The organism is Streptomyces sp. NPDC002577 (assembly GCF_053594815.1).
In genome coordinates, this window is sequence record NZ_JBSFWK010000062.1 from 1 (window position 1) to 19,003 (window position 19,003).

The 19,003-nt window shown below is 70.5% G+C and carries 21 protein-coding genes and 3 pseudogenes; 11 read left to right on the forward strand and 13 right to left on the reverse strand.

The window, feature by feature from the left end; translation table 11 throughout:
- Nucleotides 1–484: 484 nt before the first annotated feature.
- From ACWD4J_RS40230 to ACWD4J_RS40245, 4 genes are all read right to left on the reverse strand, one after another.
- The gene (locus ACWD4J_RS40230) at nucleotides 485–757 is read right to left on the reverse strand and encodes a hypothetical protein (protein ID WP_451400513.1); all 273 of its coding nucleotides are present in this window, start codon (nucleotides 755–757) and stop codon (nucleotides 485–487) included.
- A 65-nt stretch (nucleotides 758–822) separates the two neighbouring features.
- Complete coding sequence (locus tag ACWD4J_RS40235; RefSeq protein WP_451400514.1) at nucleotides 823–1,278, reverse strand: hypothetical protein; 456 nt, start codon at nucleotides 1,276–1,278, stop codon at nucleotides 823–825.
- On the reverse strand, nucleotides 1,275–2,264 hold the full coding sequence (locus ACWD4J_RS40240; RefSeq protein WP_451400515.1) for a metallophosphoesterase family protein: 990 nt from the start codon (nucleotides 2,262–2,264) through the stop codon (nucleotides 1,275–1,277). The genes ACWD4J_RS40235 and ACWD4J_RS40240 overlap by 4 nt, the downstream gene beginning before the upstream one ends.
- Nucleotides 2,264–2,569: a plastocyanin/azurin family copper-binding protein gene (locus ACWD4J_RS40245; RefSeq protein ID WP_451400516.1), complete on the reverse strand. Its 306-nt coding sequence runs from the start codon at nucleotides 2,567–2,569 to the stop codon at nucleotides 2,264–2,266. The genes ACWD4J_RS40240 and ACWD4J_RS40245 overlap by 1 nt, the downstream gene beginning before the upstream one ends.
- A 789-nt stretch (nucleotides 2,570–3,358) precedes the next feature.
- Between ACWD4J_RS40245 and ACWD4J_RS40250 the strand changes: the two genes are divergently transcribed.
- Nucleotides 3,359–3,961: a sigma-70 family RNA polymerase sigma factor gene (locus ACWD4J_RS40250; protein WP_451400517.1), complete on the forward strand. Its 603-nt coding sequence runs from the start codon at nucleotides 3,359–3,361 to the stop codon at nucleotides 3,959–3,961.
- 25 nt (nucleotides 3,962–3,986) lie between these two features.
- The gene (locus ACWD4J_RS40255; protein ID WP_451400518.1) at nucleotides 3,987–4,781 is read left to right on the forward strand and encodes a zf-HC2 domain-containing protein; all 795 of its coding nucleotides are present in this window, start codon (nucleotides 3,987–3,989) and stop codon (nucleotides 4,779–4,781) included.
- Between the two features lie 224 nt (nucleotides 4,782–5,005).
- Here the strand turns inward: ACWD4J_RS40255 and ACWD4J_RS40260 are convergent, their stop codons facing one another.
- Nucleotides 5,006–5,299: a hypothetical protein gene (locus ACWD4J_RS40260; RefSeq protein WP_451400519.1), complete on the reverse strand. Its 294-nt coding sequence runs from the start codon at nucleotides 5,297–5,299 to the stop codon at nucleotides 5,006–5,008.
- Between the two features lie 772 nt (nucleotides 5,300–6,071).
- On the opposite strand from ACWD4J_RS40260, the gene ACWD4J_RS40265 reads away from it, so the two are divergent.
- The 7 genes from ACWD4J_RS40265 to ACWD4J_RS40295 all read left to right on the forward strand — a co-directional run bounded on the left by ACWD4J_RS40265 (nucleotide 6,072) and on the right by ACWD4J_RS40295 (nucleotide 10,655).
- Nucleotides 6,072–6,494, forward strand: coding sequence for an ATP-binding protein (locus ACWD4J_RS40265; RefSeq protein WP_451400520.1), 423 nt, complete (start codon nucleotides 6,072–6,074; stop codon nucleotides 6,492–6,494).
- Between the two features lie 286 nt (nucleotides 6,495–6,780).
- Nucleotides 6,781–7,197 (forward strand): hypothetical protein, encoded by a 417-nt coding sequence (locus ACWD4J_RS40270; protein WP_451400521.1) that lies wholly within the window; start codon nucleotides 6,781–6,783, stop codon nucleotides 7,195–7,197.
- Nucleotides 7,198–7,366: 169 nt separating this feature from the next.
- Nucleotides 7,367–8,209, forward strand: coding sequence for a hypothetical protein (locus ACWD4J_RS40275; protein WP_451400522.1), 843 nt, complete (start codon nucleotides 7,367–7,369; stop codon nucleotides 8,207–8,209).
- Between the two features lie 2 nt (nucleotides 8,210–8,211).
- The gene (tatA, locus tag ACWD4J_RS40280; RefSeq protein WP_451400556.1) at nucleotides 8,212–8,487 is read left to right on the forward strand and encodes a Sec-independent protein translocase subunit TatA; all 276 of its coding nucleotides are present in this window, start codon (nucleotides 8,212–8,214) and stop codon (nucleotides 8,485–8,487) included.
- 131 nt (nucleotides 8,488–8,618) lie between these two features.
- Entirely contained in the window at nucleotides 8,619–9,683 is a 1,065-nt protein-coding gene (gene tatC, locus ACWD4J_RS40285) for a twin-arginine translocase subunit TatC (RefSeq protein WP_451400523.1), read from the forward strand.
- Entirely contained in the window at nucleotides 9,617–10,054 is a 438-nt protein-coding gene (locus ACWD4J_RS40290) for a PLP-dependent transferase (RefSeq protein WP_451400524.1), read from the forward strand. The genes tatC and ACWD4J_RS40290 overlap by 67 nt, the downstream gene beginning before the upstream one ends.
- Nucleotides 10,055–10,175: 121 nt before the next feature.
- Nucleotides 10,176–10,655, forward strand: coding sequence for a hypothetical protein (locus ACWD4J_RS40295; RefSeq protein WP_451400558.1), 480 nt, complete (start codon nucleotides 10,176–10,178; stop codon nucleotides 10,653–10,655).
- Between the two features lie 114 nt (nucleotides 10,656–10,769).
- Here ACWD4J_RS40295 and ACWD4J_RS40300 read toward each other — a convergent pair.
- Nucleotides 10,770–11,033: pseudogene (locus tag ACWD4J_RS40300) on the reverse strand (zinc-binding dehydrogenase); the annotation flags it as partial.
- A 74-nt stretch (nucleotides 11,034–11,107) separates the two neighbouring features.
- Here ACWD4J_RS40300 and ACWD4J_RS40305 point away from each other — a divergent pair.
- Complete coding sequence (locus ACWD4J_RS40305; protein ID WP_451400525.1) at nucleotides 11,108–11,413, forward strand: hypothetical protein; 306 nt, start codon at nucleotides 11,108–11,110, stop codon at nucleotides 11,411–11,413.
- A gap of 104 nt (nucleotides 11,414–11,517) precedes the next feature.
- Here the strand turns inward: ACWD4J_RS40305 and ACWD4J_RS40310 are convergent, their stop codons facing one another.
- From ACWD4J_RS40310 to ACWD4J_RS40340, 7 genes and pseudogenes are all read right to left on the reverse strand, one after another.
- Nucleotides 11,518–12,519 carry an N-acetylglucosamine kinase gene (locus ACWD4J_RS40310; RefSeq protein ID WP_451400526.1) on the reverse strand — a complete coding sequence of 334 codons (1,002 nt, stop codon included), beginning with the start codon at nucleotides 12,517–12,519 and terminating at the stop codon, nucleotides 11,518–11,520.
- Nucleotides 12,512–13,795: a 6-phospho-beta-glucosidase gene (locus ACWD4J_RS40315; protein ID WP_451400527.1), complete on the reverse strand. Its 1,284-nt coding sequence runs from the start codon at nucleotides 13,793–13,795 to the stop codon at nucleotides 12,512–12,514. Before ACWD4J_RS40315 ends, ACWD4J_RS40310 begins: the two co-directional genes overlap by 8 nt.
- A 26-nt stretch (nucleotides 13,796–13,821) precedes the next feature.
- Complete coding sequence (locus tag ACWD4J_RS40320) at nucleotides 13,822–14,679, reverse strand: carbohydrate ABC transporter permease (protein WP_451400528.1); 858 nt, start codon at nucleotides 14,677–14,679, stop codon at nucleotides 13,822–13,824.
- Nucleotides 14,676–15,674, reverse strand: a complete 999-nt coding sequence (locus tag ACWD4J_RS40325; RefSeq protein WP_451400529.1) for a carbohydrate ABC transporter permease — start codon at nucleotides 15,672–15,674, stop codon at nucleotides 14,676–14,678. The genes ACWD4J_RS40320 and ACWD4J_RS40325 overlap by 4 nt, the downstream gene beginning before the upstream one ends.
- Nucleotides 15,675–15,676: 2 nt before the next feature.
- A complete protein-coding gene (locus ACWD4J_RS40330; protein ID WP_451400530.1) occupies nucleotides 15,677–17,026 on the reverse strand; it encodes an ABC transporter substrate-binding protein in 1,350 nt (449 codons plus the stop codon).
- A gap of 126 nt (nucleotides 17,027–17,152) precedes the next feature.
- Nucleotides 17,153–18,361, reverse strand: a complete 1,209-nt coding sequence (locus ACWD4J_RS40335; protein WP_451400531.1) for an ROK family transcriptional regulator — start codon at nucleotides 18,359–18,361, stop codon at nucleotides 17,153–17,155.
- Nucleotides 18,362–18,549: 188 nt separating this feature from the next.
- Nucleotides 18,550–18,790: pseudogene (locus ACWD4J_RS40340) on the reverse strand (hypothetical protein); the annotation flags it as partial.
- Here ACWD4J_RS40340 and ACWD4J_RS40345 point away from each other — a divergent pair.
- A pseudogene (locus tag ACWD4J_RS40345) lies at nucleotides 18,785–18,970 on the forward strand (MarR family transcriptional regulator); the annotation flags it as partial. The pseudogenes ACWD4J_RS40340 and ACWD4J_RS40345 sit on opposite strands and share 6 nt — an antisense overlap.
- Nucleotides 18,971–19,003 lie beyond the last annotated feature (33 nt).

Genomic DNA, 19,003 nt, shown 5'->3' on the forward strand with positions numbered 1-19,003 from the left:
GGTGGGCCACCCTGCTCTGCGTGACCCGGTGTGTCTCCAGTAAGCCCCGGACGAGCGCTGCGGGTCACGCCCCTGCAATTCGGGGCTTGACGGACACGACGACCTTTGGTCGAGGACCAGGCCGCCGTCATCCGGCACGGCGCCGGCGGCCTCGACGCAGCCGCCCGGCCCACGGCCTGGTCGCCGCGCGCTTCCGCCACTCCGCCTTGCCTCCGTTTCCGACCTGGACCGCAGACCGCCCGCCGGCCCTGCCGCGCCGCTGCTAGGGCGTCCAAGGCCTGCTTGAGGCGGTCAGCCTGGGCGGGGGTGGCCTACTGCGGGTGGGGCTGCTTGAGATTGCAGCCGGGCGCGAGCACGATCAGGCCGGCCGCGGTCTCGTACAGGTTGGCTTCGGCGAGCTGCTCCCCCTACCTGGTCGCTCCGCACAGCGCTTTTGACTGACCCGTGGGCTGCCGGGTTCAGGGGCGGCCAGGCCAGGCTCCGGTCAGCTCGGCCGGGGGTGGAGCAGGGTCGCCCGTAGGTCGTGCTCGGTGATCTGGTCGGCGGGGCGGTGGAGTGTCCAGCGGTGGACCCCGCCGTCCATCGGCAGCACCTCGACGACGGTTTCCAGCGGTGGGTAGCCGAGTTCACCACAACTGAATTGGCGGATCACGACGGCGGTGTCGTCGTCCAGGCCGAGCAGGATGCGCACAGCGTCCCTCAGTTCGCGGAGGTGTGGACTCGGCCAGGCGATTCCTGGGCGTGGTTCCAGGTGCATGGGAGATACCCCTTGTTCCGGGAAGAGTGGCAGGTGGCGTAGATGGCGGGCTCCGCCGTGGTGGTTCAGTCGGGTGGTGTGCGGGTGGTGGCCCCGTTCCGGATCGGTGGCCTGACGGGTGGTCGGGCAGCGCGGTGTTGTGTGGCCACGGTCATCTGCCAGGTCGCGAGAAGCAGCAGCGTGCCGGTTTCGGCGAGGAGACTGAGGACGGCCTGTGGTGCGGGCTGCAGACCGCGCTCGGTGAATCCGAACACGCCTACGGTGCGCGAGGCAGTGAAGCCGCCGAGGGCCCCGAGCGCGACGCCTGCCGCGGCGGCCCTCAGCAGCAGGGGTGGTGTCCCCGTCAGCAGCAGGGCAGCGAGGGCGAAGGAAGCGCCGGCCTGGAGGAGGAACAAGGGGCCGATGATGTGGATGAAGCGGTACTCGTCGATGTAGAGCTGGGCGTGGATGTATCCGCCGGCGGCGAGGGTTGCGGCAGTCGCCCACCGCAAGGCGGGGGTCGGGAGTCCTCGGATGTTCATGCCAGCCTCTGATCCTTTATGGCCAGTTCGCGGTCGCCTTGGCGGTAGCCGACGCTGCGGATGCCGAGTGCGTCTTTGAGCTGTCGGGCGGGGACGACCTGCGGGGTGGGGGCGGAGGCACGGCCCGGTTTGGGCAGGGGGTAGGCGGTGGTGGTGGCGGAGTGGAAGGTGATGTTGCCCTCTGTCTTGGTGAACAGCTGGTGGACGTGCCCGTTGAGACAGGTGACAGAGGAAAAGCGGCGCAGGAGGGCGATAGCCTTGAGGGCGTCGTCGGTGCTCCAGCCCCACTGCGGGTACATGGCGAACAGCGGTATGTGGCTGAAGACCACGATGGGGGTGTCCGACGACAGTCCGGCGACGTCCTTGCGAACGAAGTCGATCTGGTCGTTGCCGAGGTGGCCGAGCTTCTCCAGGCTCAGGGTGTTGACCAGGGCGATGAAATGCACGCCGTGGGTGTCGAAGCTGTACCAGCCGTCGCCGAGCGTGCCCATGCCGAAGGTCCGCCGGTAGGCGCGGCCCGCATCGCCGATGGAGTCGTGCTCGCCGGGTACGGTGAAGACACGGTCTGTCTTCATTCCGGCCATCATCTGCTTGACCTGGTCGAACTGTCCGGCCGTGGACAGGTGGGTCAGGTCGCCGCTGTGCATGACGAAGTCAGGCCTGAATCCGAGCGAGTTGACCTGGTTGATCGCTTCGGTGAAGGAGCCGGCCACGTCCATGTTCGCCGGGCCCTGGAACCCGATATGGCTGTCGGAGACCTGCACGAACCGCAGCGCGTCGCTTCCAGCTGCAACGGCCCCGGCGTTGGTGCCCCGGGAGTCGGCGATGTGGCTGATCACCTCTCCACTGGCCAGGGTCAGTACCACCGCACCGCCGAACCACCCTGCATGCCGGAGGAGTTGACGCCGATTCATACCGTGTTCCGTATCGGGCTGACCGGCATCGTGGTCCGGCGCTCCGTCGTGACTGTCGTAGTAGTCGGTCATCAGGTCACCTCCACGGTGGCGGTCATGAACGGATGGATGGTGCAGAGATAGGCGTAGGTGCCGGGTTTGGTGAACGTGTAGCTGTAGGTGGCGTGTGTGGCCAGGGCGGCGGAATGCAACGGGCCGCCCGTTCCGGCGCTGGTGACGGTGTGGGCGTCGGTGTCCTGGTTGGTCCAGGCCACCGTCGTACCCACCTTCACCTTCAGCGTGGCCGGGGAGAATGCGAAGTTCGTGATGGCAACGGCGTTCCCGGCCACCGGCGCGGCCGGCGCGCCCGTGCTCGAGTGACTCGTGGGCATGCTCATGCTGGGCATCGGCGAGGCGCCGGGAGGGGAGCCCGCCGTGTTCCCCGGCCCCGTGGCACCGGGCATCCCGGCCGTCCGGTGCTGACCCGGACCGGGTGTGATGGCGCCGGCTCCGGAGGACGAGGGGTGCGGCGACTGGCCGCATGAGCTGAGGAGCCCCAGCGCGCCAGCGGTGGCGATGGTGGCGACGGCCAGCCCGGCCGCAGAGCGTGATCGCCGGCCTGGTGTGCGGAAGTTCAGATGCATGGTGTCCGTTCCTCACTGATCAGGCGGAGATGGGGGCTGCGCCGACAGGGGGCGCAGGCAACCGCAGGGATGTGTGGTGGATGCCGTGTTCATGGCCTCTCGATCGCTGCACGCGTCCAGCGCTGCGCAGAGCCGTCGCCGTGGTGTGCCCTGGGTACGGGCCGGGGGGCGCGGTGGCGCCGACTTCGATGCACGGGGGCACGGCGAGCGTGGCCGGTGCCAGGAGTGCACGCGTCGCGTGGTGTGTTTCGGTCACCTCTGATCCGTCCTTTGACACGGGGGAATCGATGAGGAACTGCGTGTAAGTCGGCTTTCGTCCGGCTCCACGGACGGCGGGGGTCATACGGTTCGGCATATATGCACTTTTGTGAGACTTCTTGGCATCGCCGCAGATCGGTCGGCCTCCTCGGGTGCTGTGCACGGATGGTCCCGGTGGTGTCGTGAGGCCAGCTGCCGACGTGCTCCCGCGGTGCTCACAGAGTGTTACTTGTGCCTCGCTGTGTGTTACCGGACAAAGCGGTGTATATGCGCGATGATCGGCTTATGTCCCGGAGTTCCCGAAAGCGTGATCCAAGGACCGATCCGGATCGCTCCGCGCGCCGTGTCTCCGGTAAAGGGACCCTTTCGACCGCGGATGAGGAACTGCTGCGCACTCTGTACGCGGAGCACGCAGGAGCCCTGTTCCACTACGTGCTGCGACTGACCTCAGGAGACTGGCAATGGGCGGAGGATGTGGTGCAGGAGACACTGCTGCGAGCGTGGCAGCATCCCGCCGCCTTCGACCCCGCACGCGGCCCGGCCCGGGCATGGCTGTGTACGGTCGCCCGGCACCTGGTCATCGACGCCCATCGGGCCCGGCAGGCCAGGCCGACCGAGGCCGGCGGCGAGGTGCTGGAGCGAGCCGCCGAGCAGAAACCTGGCGAGGACGAGATCGAGCAGGCACTGCAGAGCTGGGCGGTTGCCGACGCGGTCCGGTCGCTGTCCCCGGACCACCGCGCCGTCCTGCTGGAGACCTACTACCGTGGCCGGACCATGGTGGAGGCCGCGCAGGTGCTGGGCATCCCGCTGGGCACCGTGAAGTCGCGGACGTACTACGCCCTGCACGCCCTGCGGCTGGCGCTGCAGGAACGGGGGATCGAGCCATGACCGTGGCGGGCAGGAGGTGGCGACCATGAGTGCGGAGCACGACGCACTCCGGCTGGCGCTGGGAGGATACGTCCTGAGCACGCTGCCCTCGGCGGAAATGGAACGGGTGCGCGTCCACCTCGCGGAATGCGCCGAATGCCGGGCCGAACACACCCAGCTGGCGGGATTGCCTGCGCTGCTGGCGACGGTGACCGAAGCCGAAGCCGAAGCCTCGGGCCAGACGGTGCCGACGGCCGACGGGGACCTGGCCGGCCGACTGGTGGCACGGGCAGCCGAAGGCGCGCAGGGCTCCCTGCCCGAACGGCCCGCCGCGCCCGCGGTGTCCCAGGTGCCAGAGGGGGGTGTGCTGGAGAGGCTGCTCCAGCAGGCCGCGTCCCGGCGCCGCAGGACCTGGCGTCTGCAACTGGCCGGCGCTGCAGCCTCGCTGATGTTCATCGCGGCAGCGGCCGGCGGCACATGGCTGGCGGCTGTCGGATCCGTGGGCAGTCAGGCGACGCCGCCTGGGCCGACCGCGCCGACTGCCTGGCGCACCTTCTCCGGAAGCGATCCCGCCACCGGCGTCTCCGCCTCGGTGAAGGTCTCGCCCTCTGCCTGGGGCAGTGTCCTGCAGGTCTCCGCCAAGGGGGCACCCGCCGGAATCACCTGCCGGCTGCAGGCGGTCGGGCCCGGCGGAGCCAGGACGGACGGCGCTACCTGGCGGGCAGGCGAGTACCCTCCCGGCACCACGGTCCCAGGAGCGGTTGCCATGTCCCCTGAAGCCATCGAGCACTTCGAGATCCTCGCAGGCAACGGTCAGAAGCTGGTCACGATCCGGGCGTGACGCGACCACAGCTGTCGGGTGTGAGTGCACGGCGGCACAAGAGGCCAAGAAGACGTCGCGACCGAAGGGGCGTGTGCCGCGGCGGAGAGGGGCCGGCCAGTCGACAAGAAGCGAGCCGCCTCAAGACGGGTGGACCGGGCTGGAGGGGTGCGCTGAGGGCGTCCAGCCGATGGCCATCGAGAAGGCTTGTGCTCGTGACATCGGCTGCACAGGCACGCTCGTGATCACCGTCGTCGACCGATGCCACCACGCCGCACGGCTCCGGGATCGGCGAGATCGTCCGACAAGGGCACCCGGTGGATGAGCGCGGCGGCGGCCTCGAAGGCCGACACCGACACCTCTATGGCTGAGGGGCTGATCGGCGCCACGCGCGCGAAGGTGGCTGGTGGTCGAAGCGGCTGCCACAGGCCGGGAAAGGTCACCTCCGCGGCAGGGCGGATCAAGGTGAAGGCCGTCCGGGTGCGCACGACCGGCGGGTCGAGGGGCGGGGCCAGCGGTCGCAGTGGCAGGCCGGCCACCCCGCGACGGGCCGCCTCGGGTGCCGGCCGCGTACATGGGTGGGCACGGCTATGTGAGGGCCGGCGGCATGCACCTCAACCTCCACCGGGAGGAGGCCGAAGCCGGCGCCCTGGTCCTTCCAGCAGCGCGCCGACGGTTCCCGGGCCCTGGTCACCCTCACCCCCGGCTCCAACGAATCGGCCCAGTCCTCAGCCGACTTGATGCGTGAGTGCGCCGACGGGGCGTGCACTTCCTGTCCGGGTGGCCGGTGGCGCCGCCCTGGTCTTTACGACGGGCACGGCCGAGGTGTTGCCCTTCCCTGCCGCGAGCAGCGGTATGCGGTTCACCAAACGGCCGGCGACCTTGACTCTCCTTTTCCTCCGAAGTCCGTGCAGCAGGGGAGAAGAGGATCCCGGATGTCTGCATGCCGAGTGTCGCGACCAAGTCGAGATGCGGGCTGGGATGTTCGTCCGGCTCTATGGCGTGAGGTTCCCGCAAGGCCGTCCGGAAGACCACGGGCGAGGAGACCGAGCCGCCGGTGTCTGGTCCGGCCGAGTACGGCATCGAGCTCTGACGGAGGCGAGTGAGTCCAGCCAGGCCGCTGGCATTGACGTGACTCGCAAGAAGTAGAACAAAAGGGGCGAATAACTCGAACCGTTCGGCATGCGTCGCCCGTGGAACTCAATGAGCGCGCCCATGCAGGATCCCGCCTGTCGACCGCCCCCGAAGTTGTTGGCGGTCTCTCCCGATCCGGCCTCCGTACATCCACAGAAGAGACAGAAGACCATGTTTGTGACGGATTCCCCCAGCCCGAGTTCCCTGCTCGGCCAGCCCTGCCGCCACCAGGCGCTGCTCACCCTGCCCGCGCAGGAGGCGCACGTCTCCGCCGCTCGTCACTTCACGGCCGATCTGCTGGAGACCTGGAGTGTGCCCGCAAGCGAGCGGGACTCCGCCGTTCTCATCGTCGACGAACTCGCGGCCAACGCCGCGCAGTACGGCCGCGAGCGTATGACCCTGCTGCTCGTCCTCGACCACGGCACTCTGCACATTGTGGTCGCTGACTCCGGCACGACCGTGGAACGCCATCGCCCCGACATCGCCCCCGAAGAACACGGCCGCGGCACCGGCATCGTCCAGTACCTCGCCCAGTCGACCGAGGTCCGCCAGACACGCAGCGGCCGCGAAGTCCGCGCCTGCCTGAGGTGCTCGCCATGACCGGGCCGGACGTTTCGCACGAGCTGCGACCCCCTGCCGGGGCCGGCACTGCCGCACAGCGACGGGTCACCGGGCGGCGGCTGCGGCGTCGGGTCACCCGACGACCCGCCGAGTGGGCCTTCGCGACCCACAAGCCGTGCCCCATCGACGGCTGCCCGAGCCCGGCCCAGGTGTACATGCGGTCCGCGGCACACCCATCGGCCCTTGATCACGGCGACCCCGACCACGACACGGTGCTGCGTCAACGCTGCGGCGCCAGCCCCTACGTACCGGCGGAGGTGTGAGCGTGGACGTCACTCCGAACAGCGGCGAGGGCATCAGCGCCCCGCCCCCGCACGAGGCGTACGCGAATGCGCCGGACCTGCGCCGCGAGATGCACCAAGTGCTCGCTCTCGGGGCCGAACGCGACGGCCGCCAGGCCAGGCCCGTCACCGGCCCCCCGGTCGATGCGACGGCCGCCGAACGCGCCTGGCTGCTCTGCCAGGCCGCCCTCATGGACCGGATGGCCCTGGACGACCCCGGCCCCGGCCCGGTCGCAGCCGCCGCAGAAACCGCCGAACAACTCGTCCTGTACGACCGCTGCCATCCCGACCTGGTGGCCGGCCCGCACCACCCCGACGCGATCACACTCGCCCCCAGCCGCCGCCTCTACGTCCGCCAGGAGTACGCCGCCTGGACGGCCGCCGGGCGCCCCGGGATCTGAATCGACCCCGACCCGACAGGAAGAAGGACACATGCCCCGCAAGGACATCGACACCCGGCACGCCCCCGCAGCAGCCGGCCAACTCCACTCGCCTCGCCTTCCACGCCCGACAGGCACGCGTGAACATCGCGCCGGTCGGCGACAGGAACGGTCACGCCAGGGAAAGCCGATGAACGCACCGTGGCCGCACGCGAAGACCCATCGGCTGTTCCAGGTGCCCGAACATGGTTGCTCCCAGGGGCAGCGGCTGGGCGTCCATCCGGCCCAAACGCCCCCGCACACTCCGCGGGCCGGGCAGCCGGCGCAGGTGGCCATGCAGGTCACAGGCGGCGAACTGCGCCTCGCCGTACGCCCGTTGCCGGTCGAGCTCCCCGCGGTTGCGGCGGCGACGGGCGACGAAGTCACTTGCGAGGCCTGGCTGGACGACGCCGTGGGAATCTCCCGGTGGCGCGGGCGGCGGACACCGGTGAAACCGCCGTGCCAAGTGCACCGGGAAACCTCCTCCCAGGCGCCCGCCCACGAGACCTCGGGCACGGACGCCGGCCTGACCGGCCACCTCCTGCGGATCCCCTTCTGCTACGACGAGTGCCAGCCATCCGTCGGTGCAGAGCCCTGCCGGGTCGTGGACATCGACCGCGTCCGGCAGCGTGATGTCCCGGCCGAGTGCGGCCGGGACGCGGAGGGGGAACTCTTCGCCGTATCGGCGGACAGGCAACCGTGCTGGACGCGCCCGCCCACGGCAGCGGGCCGTCGTCCGCGGCCAAAGGCGTGCGCCTCCCGCCGCGTCGGCCTTCCGCAAGGCCCGGTCGTGGGTGGGACGCTTCTGTGGGCAGCGGCCGAGGCTCTGTGCGCGCCCGGAGAGCGATGGGGGCATGCTCGGGGCGGCAAGACACGATGCGCCGCGGGCGCTCCCGCTCCCACCGCTCCCGCTCCCACCGCTGCCGAGCAGGAACAAGCGGCACAGATCGCCGAGGCAGGTATGAAGGCCGACGCGTTCGAAGGGGTGGTGTGACGATGTTCCGCGATGCGCTGGAGCCCTGGCACCTGCTGATCCTGGTCGCGGTGGTGGTTTTGATCTTCGGCTCGAAGAAACTACCCGACACGGCCCGGGCACTGGGCAAGTCCATGCGGATCCTCAAGAGCGAGACCAAGGCCATGAAGGACGACGGCGCCTCGAACGAGCCACGCCCCGAGCCTGAGCCTGCACCGGGACCGCGGACGATCCCGGGCGCTCCCGGAGACACCGCCACCGCCCGAACCGCGCCCACGGACAGCACGACCAGCCACTGAGGCTGAGCCCGGTCCTGGGCGGCCGCCAACCGGCGCCGTGGCGAGCTCGCGCCCCACCGGGCGACGGAGACGATCAAGTACTGACGCAGGGCCGGTAGTCACCGGCCTGCCGCACGAGATGAGGACGTGGCGTGCCCCAGTCGGCCCGCAACAAGGAGAAGGATCCCGAGGGGCGGATGCCGCTCGCGGAGCACCTTCGTGAGCTCCGCAACCGGCTCGCCAAGGCCGTCCTTGCCATCCTGGTCGTCACGATCGCCGCGGGCTTCTCCTACAAGGGCATCGTAGACTTCTTCACCAGGCCGGTGCTGGACTCGGTCGGCTGCCCGACGTCCTTCGCCGATCTGGCCAAGCAGACCGCGGACACCACCTGCGCGCGGATCACGATCAACGGTCTGCTCGCGCCCTTCACCCTGGCGCTGAAGGTGTCCCTGATGGCTGGCGTCGTGCTGGCCTCGCCGGTATGGCTGTACCAGCTGTGGGCGTTCGTTGCTCCCGGCTTGCACAAGCACGAGCGGAAATACGCCTACGCGTTCGTCGGTGCGGGCGTCCCGCTGTTCTTCGGCGGCGCCGTCATCGCCTACAAGGTGCTGCCCACGACCGCGAAGGTGTTGATCGACTTCACCCCGCACGGGGTGGACAATCTGCTGCCGCTGGATGATCTGCTCGACCTCGTCACCCGCATGGTGGTCGTCTTTGGTCTTTCCTTCGAGATGCCGCTGCTGCTGGTGATGCTGAACCTCACCGGAGTGCTGTCGGGCCGGCGGATGCTCGGCTGGTGGCGCGGCATGATCGTGGGGATCACGGTGTTTTCGGCTGTGGCGACGCCGAGCACGGACCCGCTGAGCATGCTTGCGCTGGCCACGCCGATCGGGGTGCTCTATTTCGCTGCCGTTGTCTTTTCACTTCTCAATGACCGGCGCAAGGCCCGAAGAGAGGCAGAGGGACCCGGCGAAGACGAGATCTCCGACCTCGACCTCACGCCGCAGGACATCGGCGAAGTGGAATCGGTGTCCGCCAGCCAGGCCCTGCCCGCGCAGCCGGACGCTGACGACGACCGCGCCGACGGTGTGTCGGACTGCTCACCGGAGCCACGCTCGGCCCGATCGACGCGTGGTTGCTGCTGCGCGGCATGCGCACCCTGCCGCTGCGTGTGCCACGGCACAACGCCAACGGCCAGGCGCTCGCGGAGGCACTGAACGAGCATCCAGCCGTGGCCAAGGTGCACTATCCCGGCCTGGCGACCCACCCACAGCACGCGCTGGCGGTCAGTCAGATGAGCGGTTTCGGCGGGGTACTGGGAATCGAGTTCGCCGGCGGTTTCGAGACGGCCGACGCCTTCCTCGGCCGGCTGCGCTACCCCCGCCGGTCGGCCAGCCTCGGCGGCGTGGAGTCGCTGGCCGTGCATCCGGCGTCCATGTGGCGGGGGATGCTCAGCGAGGAACAGATCGCCGAGTCGGTCCCGTTGGGCCTGGTCCGACTGTCCGCGGGCACGGAGGACACGGCTGACCTGGTAGCCGACGCGCTCGCCGCGGCCGACGTGGTGCTCTCCGAAGCAGCGACCACCTGAGCGACCGTTCGTGCCGCGGCGGCGACGCCCGTTGCACGCCTGCCGAGACTTCAGTCGCCCCGCCCTCACCGTGGCCGAGGCCGCGACCGCTCCCGGCCGCCGGCGAACTTATGAACGGGTCGTGCTGGTCGCCCTGCTGTCGGCGATGAACGTGGCGATCTTCGTGATGCTCACCCAGGGCACCTTCATCGCCGGCTATTTCACCCGCCTGCGCCTGCAGGAGGAGATCCAGAACGAAGTCGAGCGCCAGTTCATCGACGTGGTCGGCACGACGCCGACGCTGGAGGTCCACGAGCGTTCGAGCCGCTCCGACAAGGCGGCCGTGGTCCGCGGTGCGCGGGGCGAGATCGGGCCGGGCTTCGACCGGCTGCTGTGGCTGGCCGGAGCCGCGCTGGCCCTGAAGGGTGCGGGTAGGGGCAGGGGTCATGGTGCGGGCAGGGCTTGTGGACAGGATCGCGTGCGCGGCCCGTTCCGCGGCGGCGAGAGCGCCCTCCGTGTGTCCGGCGTGGTCGGGGGCGGTCTCGGTCGACGCCCGGTGCAGTTTGCCGCCCAGCGCCGGCTGGTGGCAGCGGCGGGCGCGGCGGTCATACGCCGGTCGTGAGGACCATCCGGAAGCGGGCCCGTCCCTCGCGCAGCGTGTCAGCGCGTGCCGCGCCTCCTCCAGCGGGACTGCCTGAATCCACGGGCGGACACCAGTGGCGACCGCGAAACGCATGGCCTGTTCGATGTCGGAGGGGCTGCCGGTGAGGCGGCCCATGATGCACTGCGCCCGCATGACGAGCTTGCCCAGGGGCAGGTGCAGCGGGGTCCCGCCGAAGCCGACGACGGTGAGCCTGCCGTGCGGGGCGAGCCCGTCGACGAGCTCCGCCAGCGGCTCGCTGCTCGCGGCCGTGGAAAGGATCAGCCGGGCCCCGCCCAGCTCCTGCAGCGCCGTTCCCGGTGCCTGCGCCTCGGCGTCGATGTAGTGTCGCGCTCCCAACTGCAGGGCGGCGCAGTCGACGGGGGCGGGCCTGCCAGCGGGCGCGGTCGGCGCGGCTCATCCAGAGGAGCCTCATGTTGCCCCTCCAAACGGTGGTCATCCGAAAGGGCGGCTGGGTGACCCGTCCCAGGCAGTGCACGGGCCCTGCCAGGGCGGTGCCGGCCGAGCTGTACGGCGGCGGAACCCCGTCGTCGATCATCTGCCGAGAGGCCGGCGACCTGCTCGCCGGCGCTCCGGACAACGCACTGTCCATCCTGGGCGAAGCCGCCGGCCCCGACAGCACCGCCCCGCGCCTGCTGCTCCTCCTCGACGACGCTCGCGACCGCCTGTCCCGCCTGGCCCAGCGCCTGGCGGATGCGGGGTACGCCGGCGGCGAATGATCGGGGTTCCCGCCTCGCACGGACGGCTGTCCGCATGGCCGCGTCTGTCCAGGTCTCCTGACGACAGCGGCCTGCGCTCGTAGCGGTGTTCCAGACCCGGGTGCTCAGTCGGCGGCTGCGCCCGGTGGTTTCCGGGCGGCGATGGCCTCGCGGAGCCGGTCCTGTGCGCCTGCGGGGGCGCCCGCGGTCAGCAGTGCCTCCGCCGCGGCGCCCGCGACCGGCGCCACGTCCAGGACCCGGGGGCGGGCCAGCGGTGCCTGGGCGGCCAGCAGAGTGCCGATGTGGTCGCGCAGCAGCAGTTGGCCGTTCTGGAGGGTGCCGCCGCCCAGGACAACCGGGGTCGGGGTGCGCAGCAGACGGAGCCGGCGGAGCAGGGCGGTCACCATGGCGACGATCTCGTCGCCCAGGCGTTCCACGATGCCCCGCGCCACCGCGTCACCGCTCTCGGCGGTCGCGAAGACCAGCGGCGCCAGGCCGTGCAGGGCGGTCACGGGGATCTCCCCGGCGCTGACGGCCAGCGCGACGGCCTCCACGCTGTCCAGGCCGAAGTGCACCGGAAGCTCCTGGCGCAGCCGGGTCGCCGGCCCCCGTCCGTCGCCCGCGCGGACCGCGGCGCCCAGGCCGGCGCGGGCCACCGCGAGCCCGCCGCCCCAGTCCCCGGTGATGTCGCCGAGGGAGAGGAAGCGGGCCGAGCGGCCGCCCGGGTGGACGGCGGCGGCGTTGATGCCGGCGCCGGACACCACCGCCACGCCCCAGCCGTCTGGTGCGCCGGCTCGCAGCACGGCGAGCGTGTCGTTGTGCACGACGGTCCGCTCGGCCACGCCCAGATTGGTCAACTGCCGCTGGGCCAGCCGCTCCTGGGTCCGCCGGTCGACGTTGGCGAGGAAGTACGCGCCGGCCGACACCAGGGCCGTCTCGGGCAGGCCCGCCTCCTCCAGCGCCTGCCGGCCGAGGCGGGCGAGCCTTTCGGTGGTGGTCTCCATGCCCTCCAGGTGCGGACGGGTCCCCGCGCCGCGCACCCAGGACAGCAGCCGTCCCTCGGTGTCCGCGAGGACGAGGTCGGTCTTGGAGTTGCCGCCGTCGACGCCCACCACGAGGTCAGGCATCGGCAGCCTCGCTGGCGAAGAACCGGGGAAGATGGCGGCGGTTGGCCTCCAGCAGCGCGTCGAGCAGGGCGTTTGCGACGCCCCATTCGCGTATCAGCGGGTTGGCCATCAGGGCCCGCCGGGCCACTCTGCGGTCGCCGGTCAGGGCCGCCTCGACGGTGAGGGTCTCGTACGCCGTGACCGCCTGGACGAGGCCCAGCATCTCGGGCGGCAGCGGTGGCACGGGCATCGGGCGGGGTCCCGCATAGCCGACGTCGGCGGCCACCTCGACCACCGCCTCGTTCGGCAGGCCGCCCAGTAGCCCGTCGTTGCGGACGTTGACGTAGTGATGGGCGCCGTCGCCGGTGAGCAGGCTGGTGACCAGCGCGGCGGCGGCCTCGCTGTAGTAGGCCCCGCCCCGCTGTTGCAGGAGGTCTGGTTTGCGGTCCAGGGCGGGATCGGCATAGAGCCTGAGCAACTCCTTCTCTATGGCCAGGACTTGCTCGGCACGGGGCGAGCCCGCCCGCTGGGTCCGGATCTCTTCCTGGGTGCAGTAGAAGTAGTGGAGGTAGTAGGAGGGGATCGCGCCGAGGTCGCGCAGCGCCCCGGCAGGGACGCGGACTTGCGCGGCGAGTTCGTCGAGCGCGTCGCCGCCCAGGAGTTCCGGCAGACGGTCCACACCGTCCACGGTGACCGAGCGGATCCACGACAGGTGGTTGAGACCGGCATGGCCGAGGCGCACCCGGTCGGGATCGGTGCCGAGCCGGGCGGCCAGCTGCCGCTGGAACTTGATCGCAACGTTGCACAGGCCGACCGCGCGATGGCCGGCGTCCAGCAGGGCTCGGGTGACGATGCCGACCGGGTTGGTGAAGTCGACGATCCAGGCACCGGGCCGGGCCCGCCGCCGTACCTCCTCGGCGATGTCGAGCACCACCGGCACCGTGCGCAGGGCCTTGGCGAAGCCGCCGGGACCGGTGGTCTCCTGGCCGAGCAGGCCGAAGCCGCCCGGCAGGGTCTCGTCGACCAGCCGGGCCGCCTGGCCGCCCACCCGCAGCTGGACGAGCACCGCGGCGGCGCCGTCCACCGCCTCGGCCAGGTCGGTCGTGGTGGTCAGCCGGCCGGGGAAGCCCTGCCGGGCGAGGATACGGCGGGCCAGGCCGCCGATGACGTCCAGGCGCTCGGCGTCGATGTCGTGCAGGACGAGTTCGCCGACCGGCAGCACGTCGGCGCGCCGGGCGAAGCCCTCGATCAGTTCGGGCGTGTAGGTGCTGCCACCGCCGACAACGGTGATCTTCACTCGTGCTCCCATGAGAGATGTGGGGGTCAGCCCTTGACGCCGGTCAGCGCGATGCCCTCGACGAAGACCTTCTGCGCCAGGAAGAACAGCACCAGGACCGGCAGCAGGAACATCAGCGAGGCCGCCATCTGCAGCTGGTAGGCGTTCTGGTGCCCGTTCTTGGCGAGCTGGCTGAGGGCCACCGCGAGGGTCTGGCCGGTGTCGCTGTTGCCCGTGTAGAGCAGCGGGTTGTAGAAGTCGTTCCACGCGTAGAGGAAGGCGAAGAGGCCGACGGCGGCGATGGCCGGGCGGGCCATCGGGATCAGCACCCGCCACAGGATGCGCAGTTCGCCCGCACCGTCCACCCGGGCCGCCTCGGTGAACTCGTCCGGGATCGTGAGGAAGAACTGGCGCAGCAGGAAGATGCTGAACGCGTCCCCGAAGAAGGACGGCACGACGAGCGGCTTGAGCGTGCCCACCCAGCCGGCGTGCGCGTACATGACGTACAGCGGCAGGCTGGTGACCTGGGCCGGGATCATCATCGCGGCGAGGACGACCAGGAAGACCGCCTCCCGGCCGCGCCACCGCAGCCGCGCCAGCGCGTAGGCCACGGGCACCGAGGAGACGACCACACCCACGGTGGAGAGTCCGGCGTACAGCATGGTGTTGAGCAGGTCGCGGCCGAACGGCATGGCCCGGAAGACCTCGCGGAAGTTGCCGAACTCCCAGGGCGAGGGCCACAGCGAGCCGGTACCGGCCTGGTGCTGGGTCATGAACGCGGTGAGCACGCAGACGGTCAGCGGCAGCAGGAAGCACAGCGCGACGGCGACGGCGGGCGCGTGCTCGGCGAGCACGTACAGCGCACGGCGCCCGGCACGCTGCTTCGTCAGCTGAAGGGTGCTCATCGGCCACCGCCCGAGTAGTGCACGAAGCGGCGCGAGGCGCGGATGAACACCACGGTCGCCGCGAAGATGACGAGGAACAGCAGCCAGGCCATGGCCGAGGCGTAGCCGGTCTTGAAGTAGCCGAAGCCCTGCCGGTACAGCTCGGTCGAGTAGAAGAGCAGCGAGCCTGCGGGGTAGCCGATCAGGTCGTTGCTGGATGAGGTGGCGTTCGCGGAGCTGGAGGCGACGAACGCCTCGGTGAAGTACTGGAACGTGTAGATCATCCCGGTGAGCAGGGCGAAGAAGATGACCGGGGAGATCGCCGGGAGGGTGACGCTGCGGAACTTCTGCAGAGTGCCCGCGCCGTCGAGTTCGGCGGCCTCGTACAGCTCACGGGGCACGTCGAGCATGGCGGCGGAGAAGATGACCATCACGTTGCCGCTCGCCCACAACGCCATCAGGACGAGGCTGGGCTTGGACCATGCGGGGTCCGAGAACCAACCGGGCCCGCTCACCCCGACGAGGTCCAGCAGCCGGTTGAGCGGGCCGACCGGGTTGAGCAGCACGATGAACGACAGGGCCGCGGCCACCACCGGCACCATCGACGGCACGAAGAACAGCGTGCGGTACACGGCCCGGCCGCGCTTGACGCGGATGATCACCCAGGCGGTGAACATGGCCCAGGCGGTGCGCAGCGGCACCATGACGACGACCATCCACAGGGTGTTGCGCACGGACACCCAGAAGGTGTCGGACTGGGTGAACAGGGCGCGGTAGTTGCGCATTCCGACGAACTGGACCGGCCGGTACGACCCGGCCTGGAAGTCGGTGAAGGAGTAGTAGAGCGTGGCGGCCACCGGGTAGAGCACGAAGACGCAGAACCCGATGACGAACGGGGACAGGAAGGCCAGTACGACCCACCAGCGGGCCCGGCTCGGACGGCGCCGCCCGCCCCGGGCGGCGCGCTGGTGCGCCGTGCCCGGGGCGTCGCCGACGGGGGCGAGGACGGTCGTCATCGCTACTGCCCGCTCTCGGAGTTGAGGTCGTCGATCTTCTTGCCGACCCCCGCGAGACCGCTCGCGACGTCCTTCACCTTGCCCTGCTCGTAGTCGAGCAGGAACGCCCGCCAGGTGTCCATGTCCTCGATGCCCGCCGGGGTGAGCGTCTTGTAGGAGGAATGCTTGTTCTCGAAGATGTCGACGAACGGCTTCCAGTGCGGGTCGTTCCGCTTGTCCCAGGCCTTGAGCGCGGCGAACGTGGTCGGGACGTTGTAGACCGTGTCGGCGAGGGTGTTGAGGAACGTGGTGTCGGTGGTGAGCTGCTGGAGTGCGAAGAACGCCTCCTGCTTGTGCTGCGAGCCGGCCGACAGGTAGGCGACGGTGCCGAGGGTGCTGCCCGCGCCGTAAGTGCCTGACGATCCGTCCAGGACCGGCATCGGTACCACGCCGTAGTCGAAGCCTTTCTTCTCCGTGGCGATCTCGCCGACGTGCCACTCGCCGTCGAACTCCATGGCGGCGGCCCCGGTCAGCAGCGCGTTGCCGGCGTCGTCGGCGTGCGGCTGGTAACGGCCGACGAACTTCTGGACATTCGCCTCGCCGTAGTAGTCGATCAGCTCCTGGTCCCACTTCAGCAGTTGCTGCCACTTGGGGTCGGAGGCGAACGTGGTCTTCCCGTTCCCGGCGTAGAACTCGGTGCCGCTGTGCGCGCCGGTGAAGAGGTAGCGGTTGACGTCGTAGTCGGAGCGGGGCATGAAGCCGTAGGTCTTGATGGAGCCGTCTGCGTTCTTGACCGTCAGTTTCTTGGCAGCGGCGGTGAGTTCGGCGAGCGTCTTCGGCGGCTCGGTGATGCCGGCCGCCTTGAACATCTGCTTGTTGTAGTAGAGCGCGAAGGCATCGGTCAGCAGTGGCAGCGCGCACTGCTTGCCCTGGTAGCGGGTGTAGGCCAGGGTCGCGGCGGGGAAGGTCTTGGCCGCGTCGATCTTCGCCGACCTCAGGTAGGGGCCGACGTCGGCGACCGTGCCGTTGTAACAGAACTTCGCCACGTTGTCGGGCACGGAGCTGATGAAGACGTCGGGCGGATCGCCCGCGGCGACCGCCTTGGCGTAGGCGGCGTCGTCCTTGTTGGGCACGAACTTCACGGTCAGCCACGGGTACTTGGTGTGCAGCTGGTTCAGGGTCGCCTTGAACGCGGCCACCTCGTTGGGCAGGTGGTTGAACGTCCAGACGGTGACCGTGGTGGCCGCGTGCGAGGCGCCGGGGGATATGGCGGAGTCGGGCTGGGAGGCGGAGGGTCCGGTGGAGGTGCAGCCTGCCAGCAGCAGGACTCCGGCGGCCGTGGCGGCCGCGGCCCCGGTGATAGGTTTGAACACTGATCGTCCTTCCTCGGAGACGGGATTCCCTGGGTGACGGATCGGTCGTCGGTCGACGGGCACGGCAATGCCCGGTGACCAGGAGCGGCGGCGCTGTCCGGCAAGACGGCGTCGCCGCGGTGTTTCTCAGGACAGAGCCGACGGCTCCGCCTGTGGCACGGGGGTGGTGGCGGCGGCGAAGGCGGCCTCGCGGGCCAGCTCCGCCGACATGGTCGTGGCTCCGGTGAGCACGGCGTCCTGGCCGAGGCCCGACGCGACGATGGGCGGCCGGAAGGTACTGAAATCGGCCAGATGACGGGCGACCGGCTCGAGCAGCAGATCGCCGTTGGCGCCGATGGCGCCGCCCAGCACGATGAGCGCCGGGTCGATGAGAGGGGCGACGCAGGCCACCACGTAGGCGACGCTGCGGGCGGTGTCGTCCACGATCGCCAGCGCGCCGGGATCGCCGGCGCGGGCCAGGTCGAAAACGGCGCGCGGGCTGCCGTCGCCGGGCAGGCCCAGCCGCCGCGCCTCGGCGCTGATGTAGCGGGCGCCCAGGTGTTCCTGCACCAGGTCCCGGCGCTGTCCGACCGGTGCGATCATGCGGTCGCTGGGCAGGTAGCCGGCCTCACCGGCGACCCCCGTGGCACCCCGCCGGACCCGCCCGTCCACGACCAGTCCGAGGCCGAGCCCGACGCCCAGGCTCACCAGCACGAAGTCGTCGGTCTCGGTGCCGAGGCCGTGGGTGCGCTCGGCCAGCGCCGCGAGGTTCACGTCGTTCTCCAGGACCAGCGGCACCGGGACCGCCCGGCCGAGCGCCTCGCCGAGCCCTTCCCCGGCGTCCGGCAGTCCGGCCGCGTACGACAACCGGCGTCCGTCCGGCCCGACCGCGGCCGGCAGGCCCGCGACGACCTGGGTGATCTCCCGCAGCTCCCGGCCGACCTGCCCGGCGAGGTCCACGCACATCTCCAGGACCTGGCTGACGAGGGCGTCGGCGCCCCGGTCGCCGTGCTGCTCTGCCTCGGCCCGCGCCCGGATCCGGCCCGTGACGTCAGCGACCGCGGCACGGATCCTGCGGTGCCCGACGTCGATACCGATCGCGAAGGCGCAGTCGGCGTTCACCCGGTACTGCGCGGGGGCCGGCCCCTTGCGGCCCGTCGCCGGACCCACCTCCGTGATCACCCCGCGCTCCAGCAGCAGCCCGACGGCGGCGGCCACGGTGGGCCGGGACAACGGGATCCGCCCGGCCAGATCGGTGGTCGTGACCGGCCCCGCTTCGTCGATCGCCTCCAGAACGGCACGGCCGTTGAGCGAACGCAGCAGCCGCTGCGGACCTGCTGGATAACGGCGGGTCACGGTGCCCTCATCTCTCCATCAGCCAGCCTGTAAGAAAGAAAGTTGCTTATTTATACGCTCGGGCATGACTGGAATCAACCCTTCGCGCATCTCCGCAAGACGGCGGCGGAGCCCGTCGGTACGCCGAGTGAGGCAGGAGTGATCCGGACAGGCCGACCTACACGGCGTGCGGGACGCCCTGGCGGATCGCCCCGGAATTCGGCGAGGGCGGCCTTCGCCTCGGTGCGGGAGCCGGCGGGCAGTCGGACGGTGACCTCGACGGATCCGGAAGCGCCGAGGGTCCGGTTCTCCGCTTCCGGGGTGTGGATCCGCAGGATGCCGTCGGCGTGGGCGACCTCGATCCGCTCGGCCGCCTTCACGTCGCGGCTTCCTGGACGCGTTGGCGGGCAGGACTTCGACCGTGGTGTCGGCCCGGGCGGCGGCGATGAGCCCTCGACCATCACATGCGAGGTCATGAGCAACGGCGGCCCCACCGCCTACCGCGCCCACCTCGCCACCGAACACCGCGCCCACAGGCGCAGGCAGACCGCGCCCCAGGGGCCGGAGGCGCCCCTGCAGGCCCACGGACGCGACGCCGAGGCCGTGCGCGAGTGCGAGGAGACGTTCACGTGAGGTTCTGTCCGCGGGCTTGCGGGGTCGGTG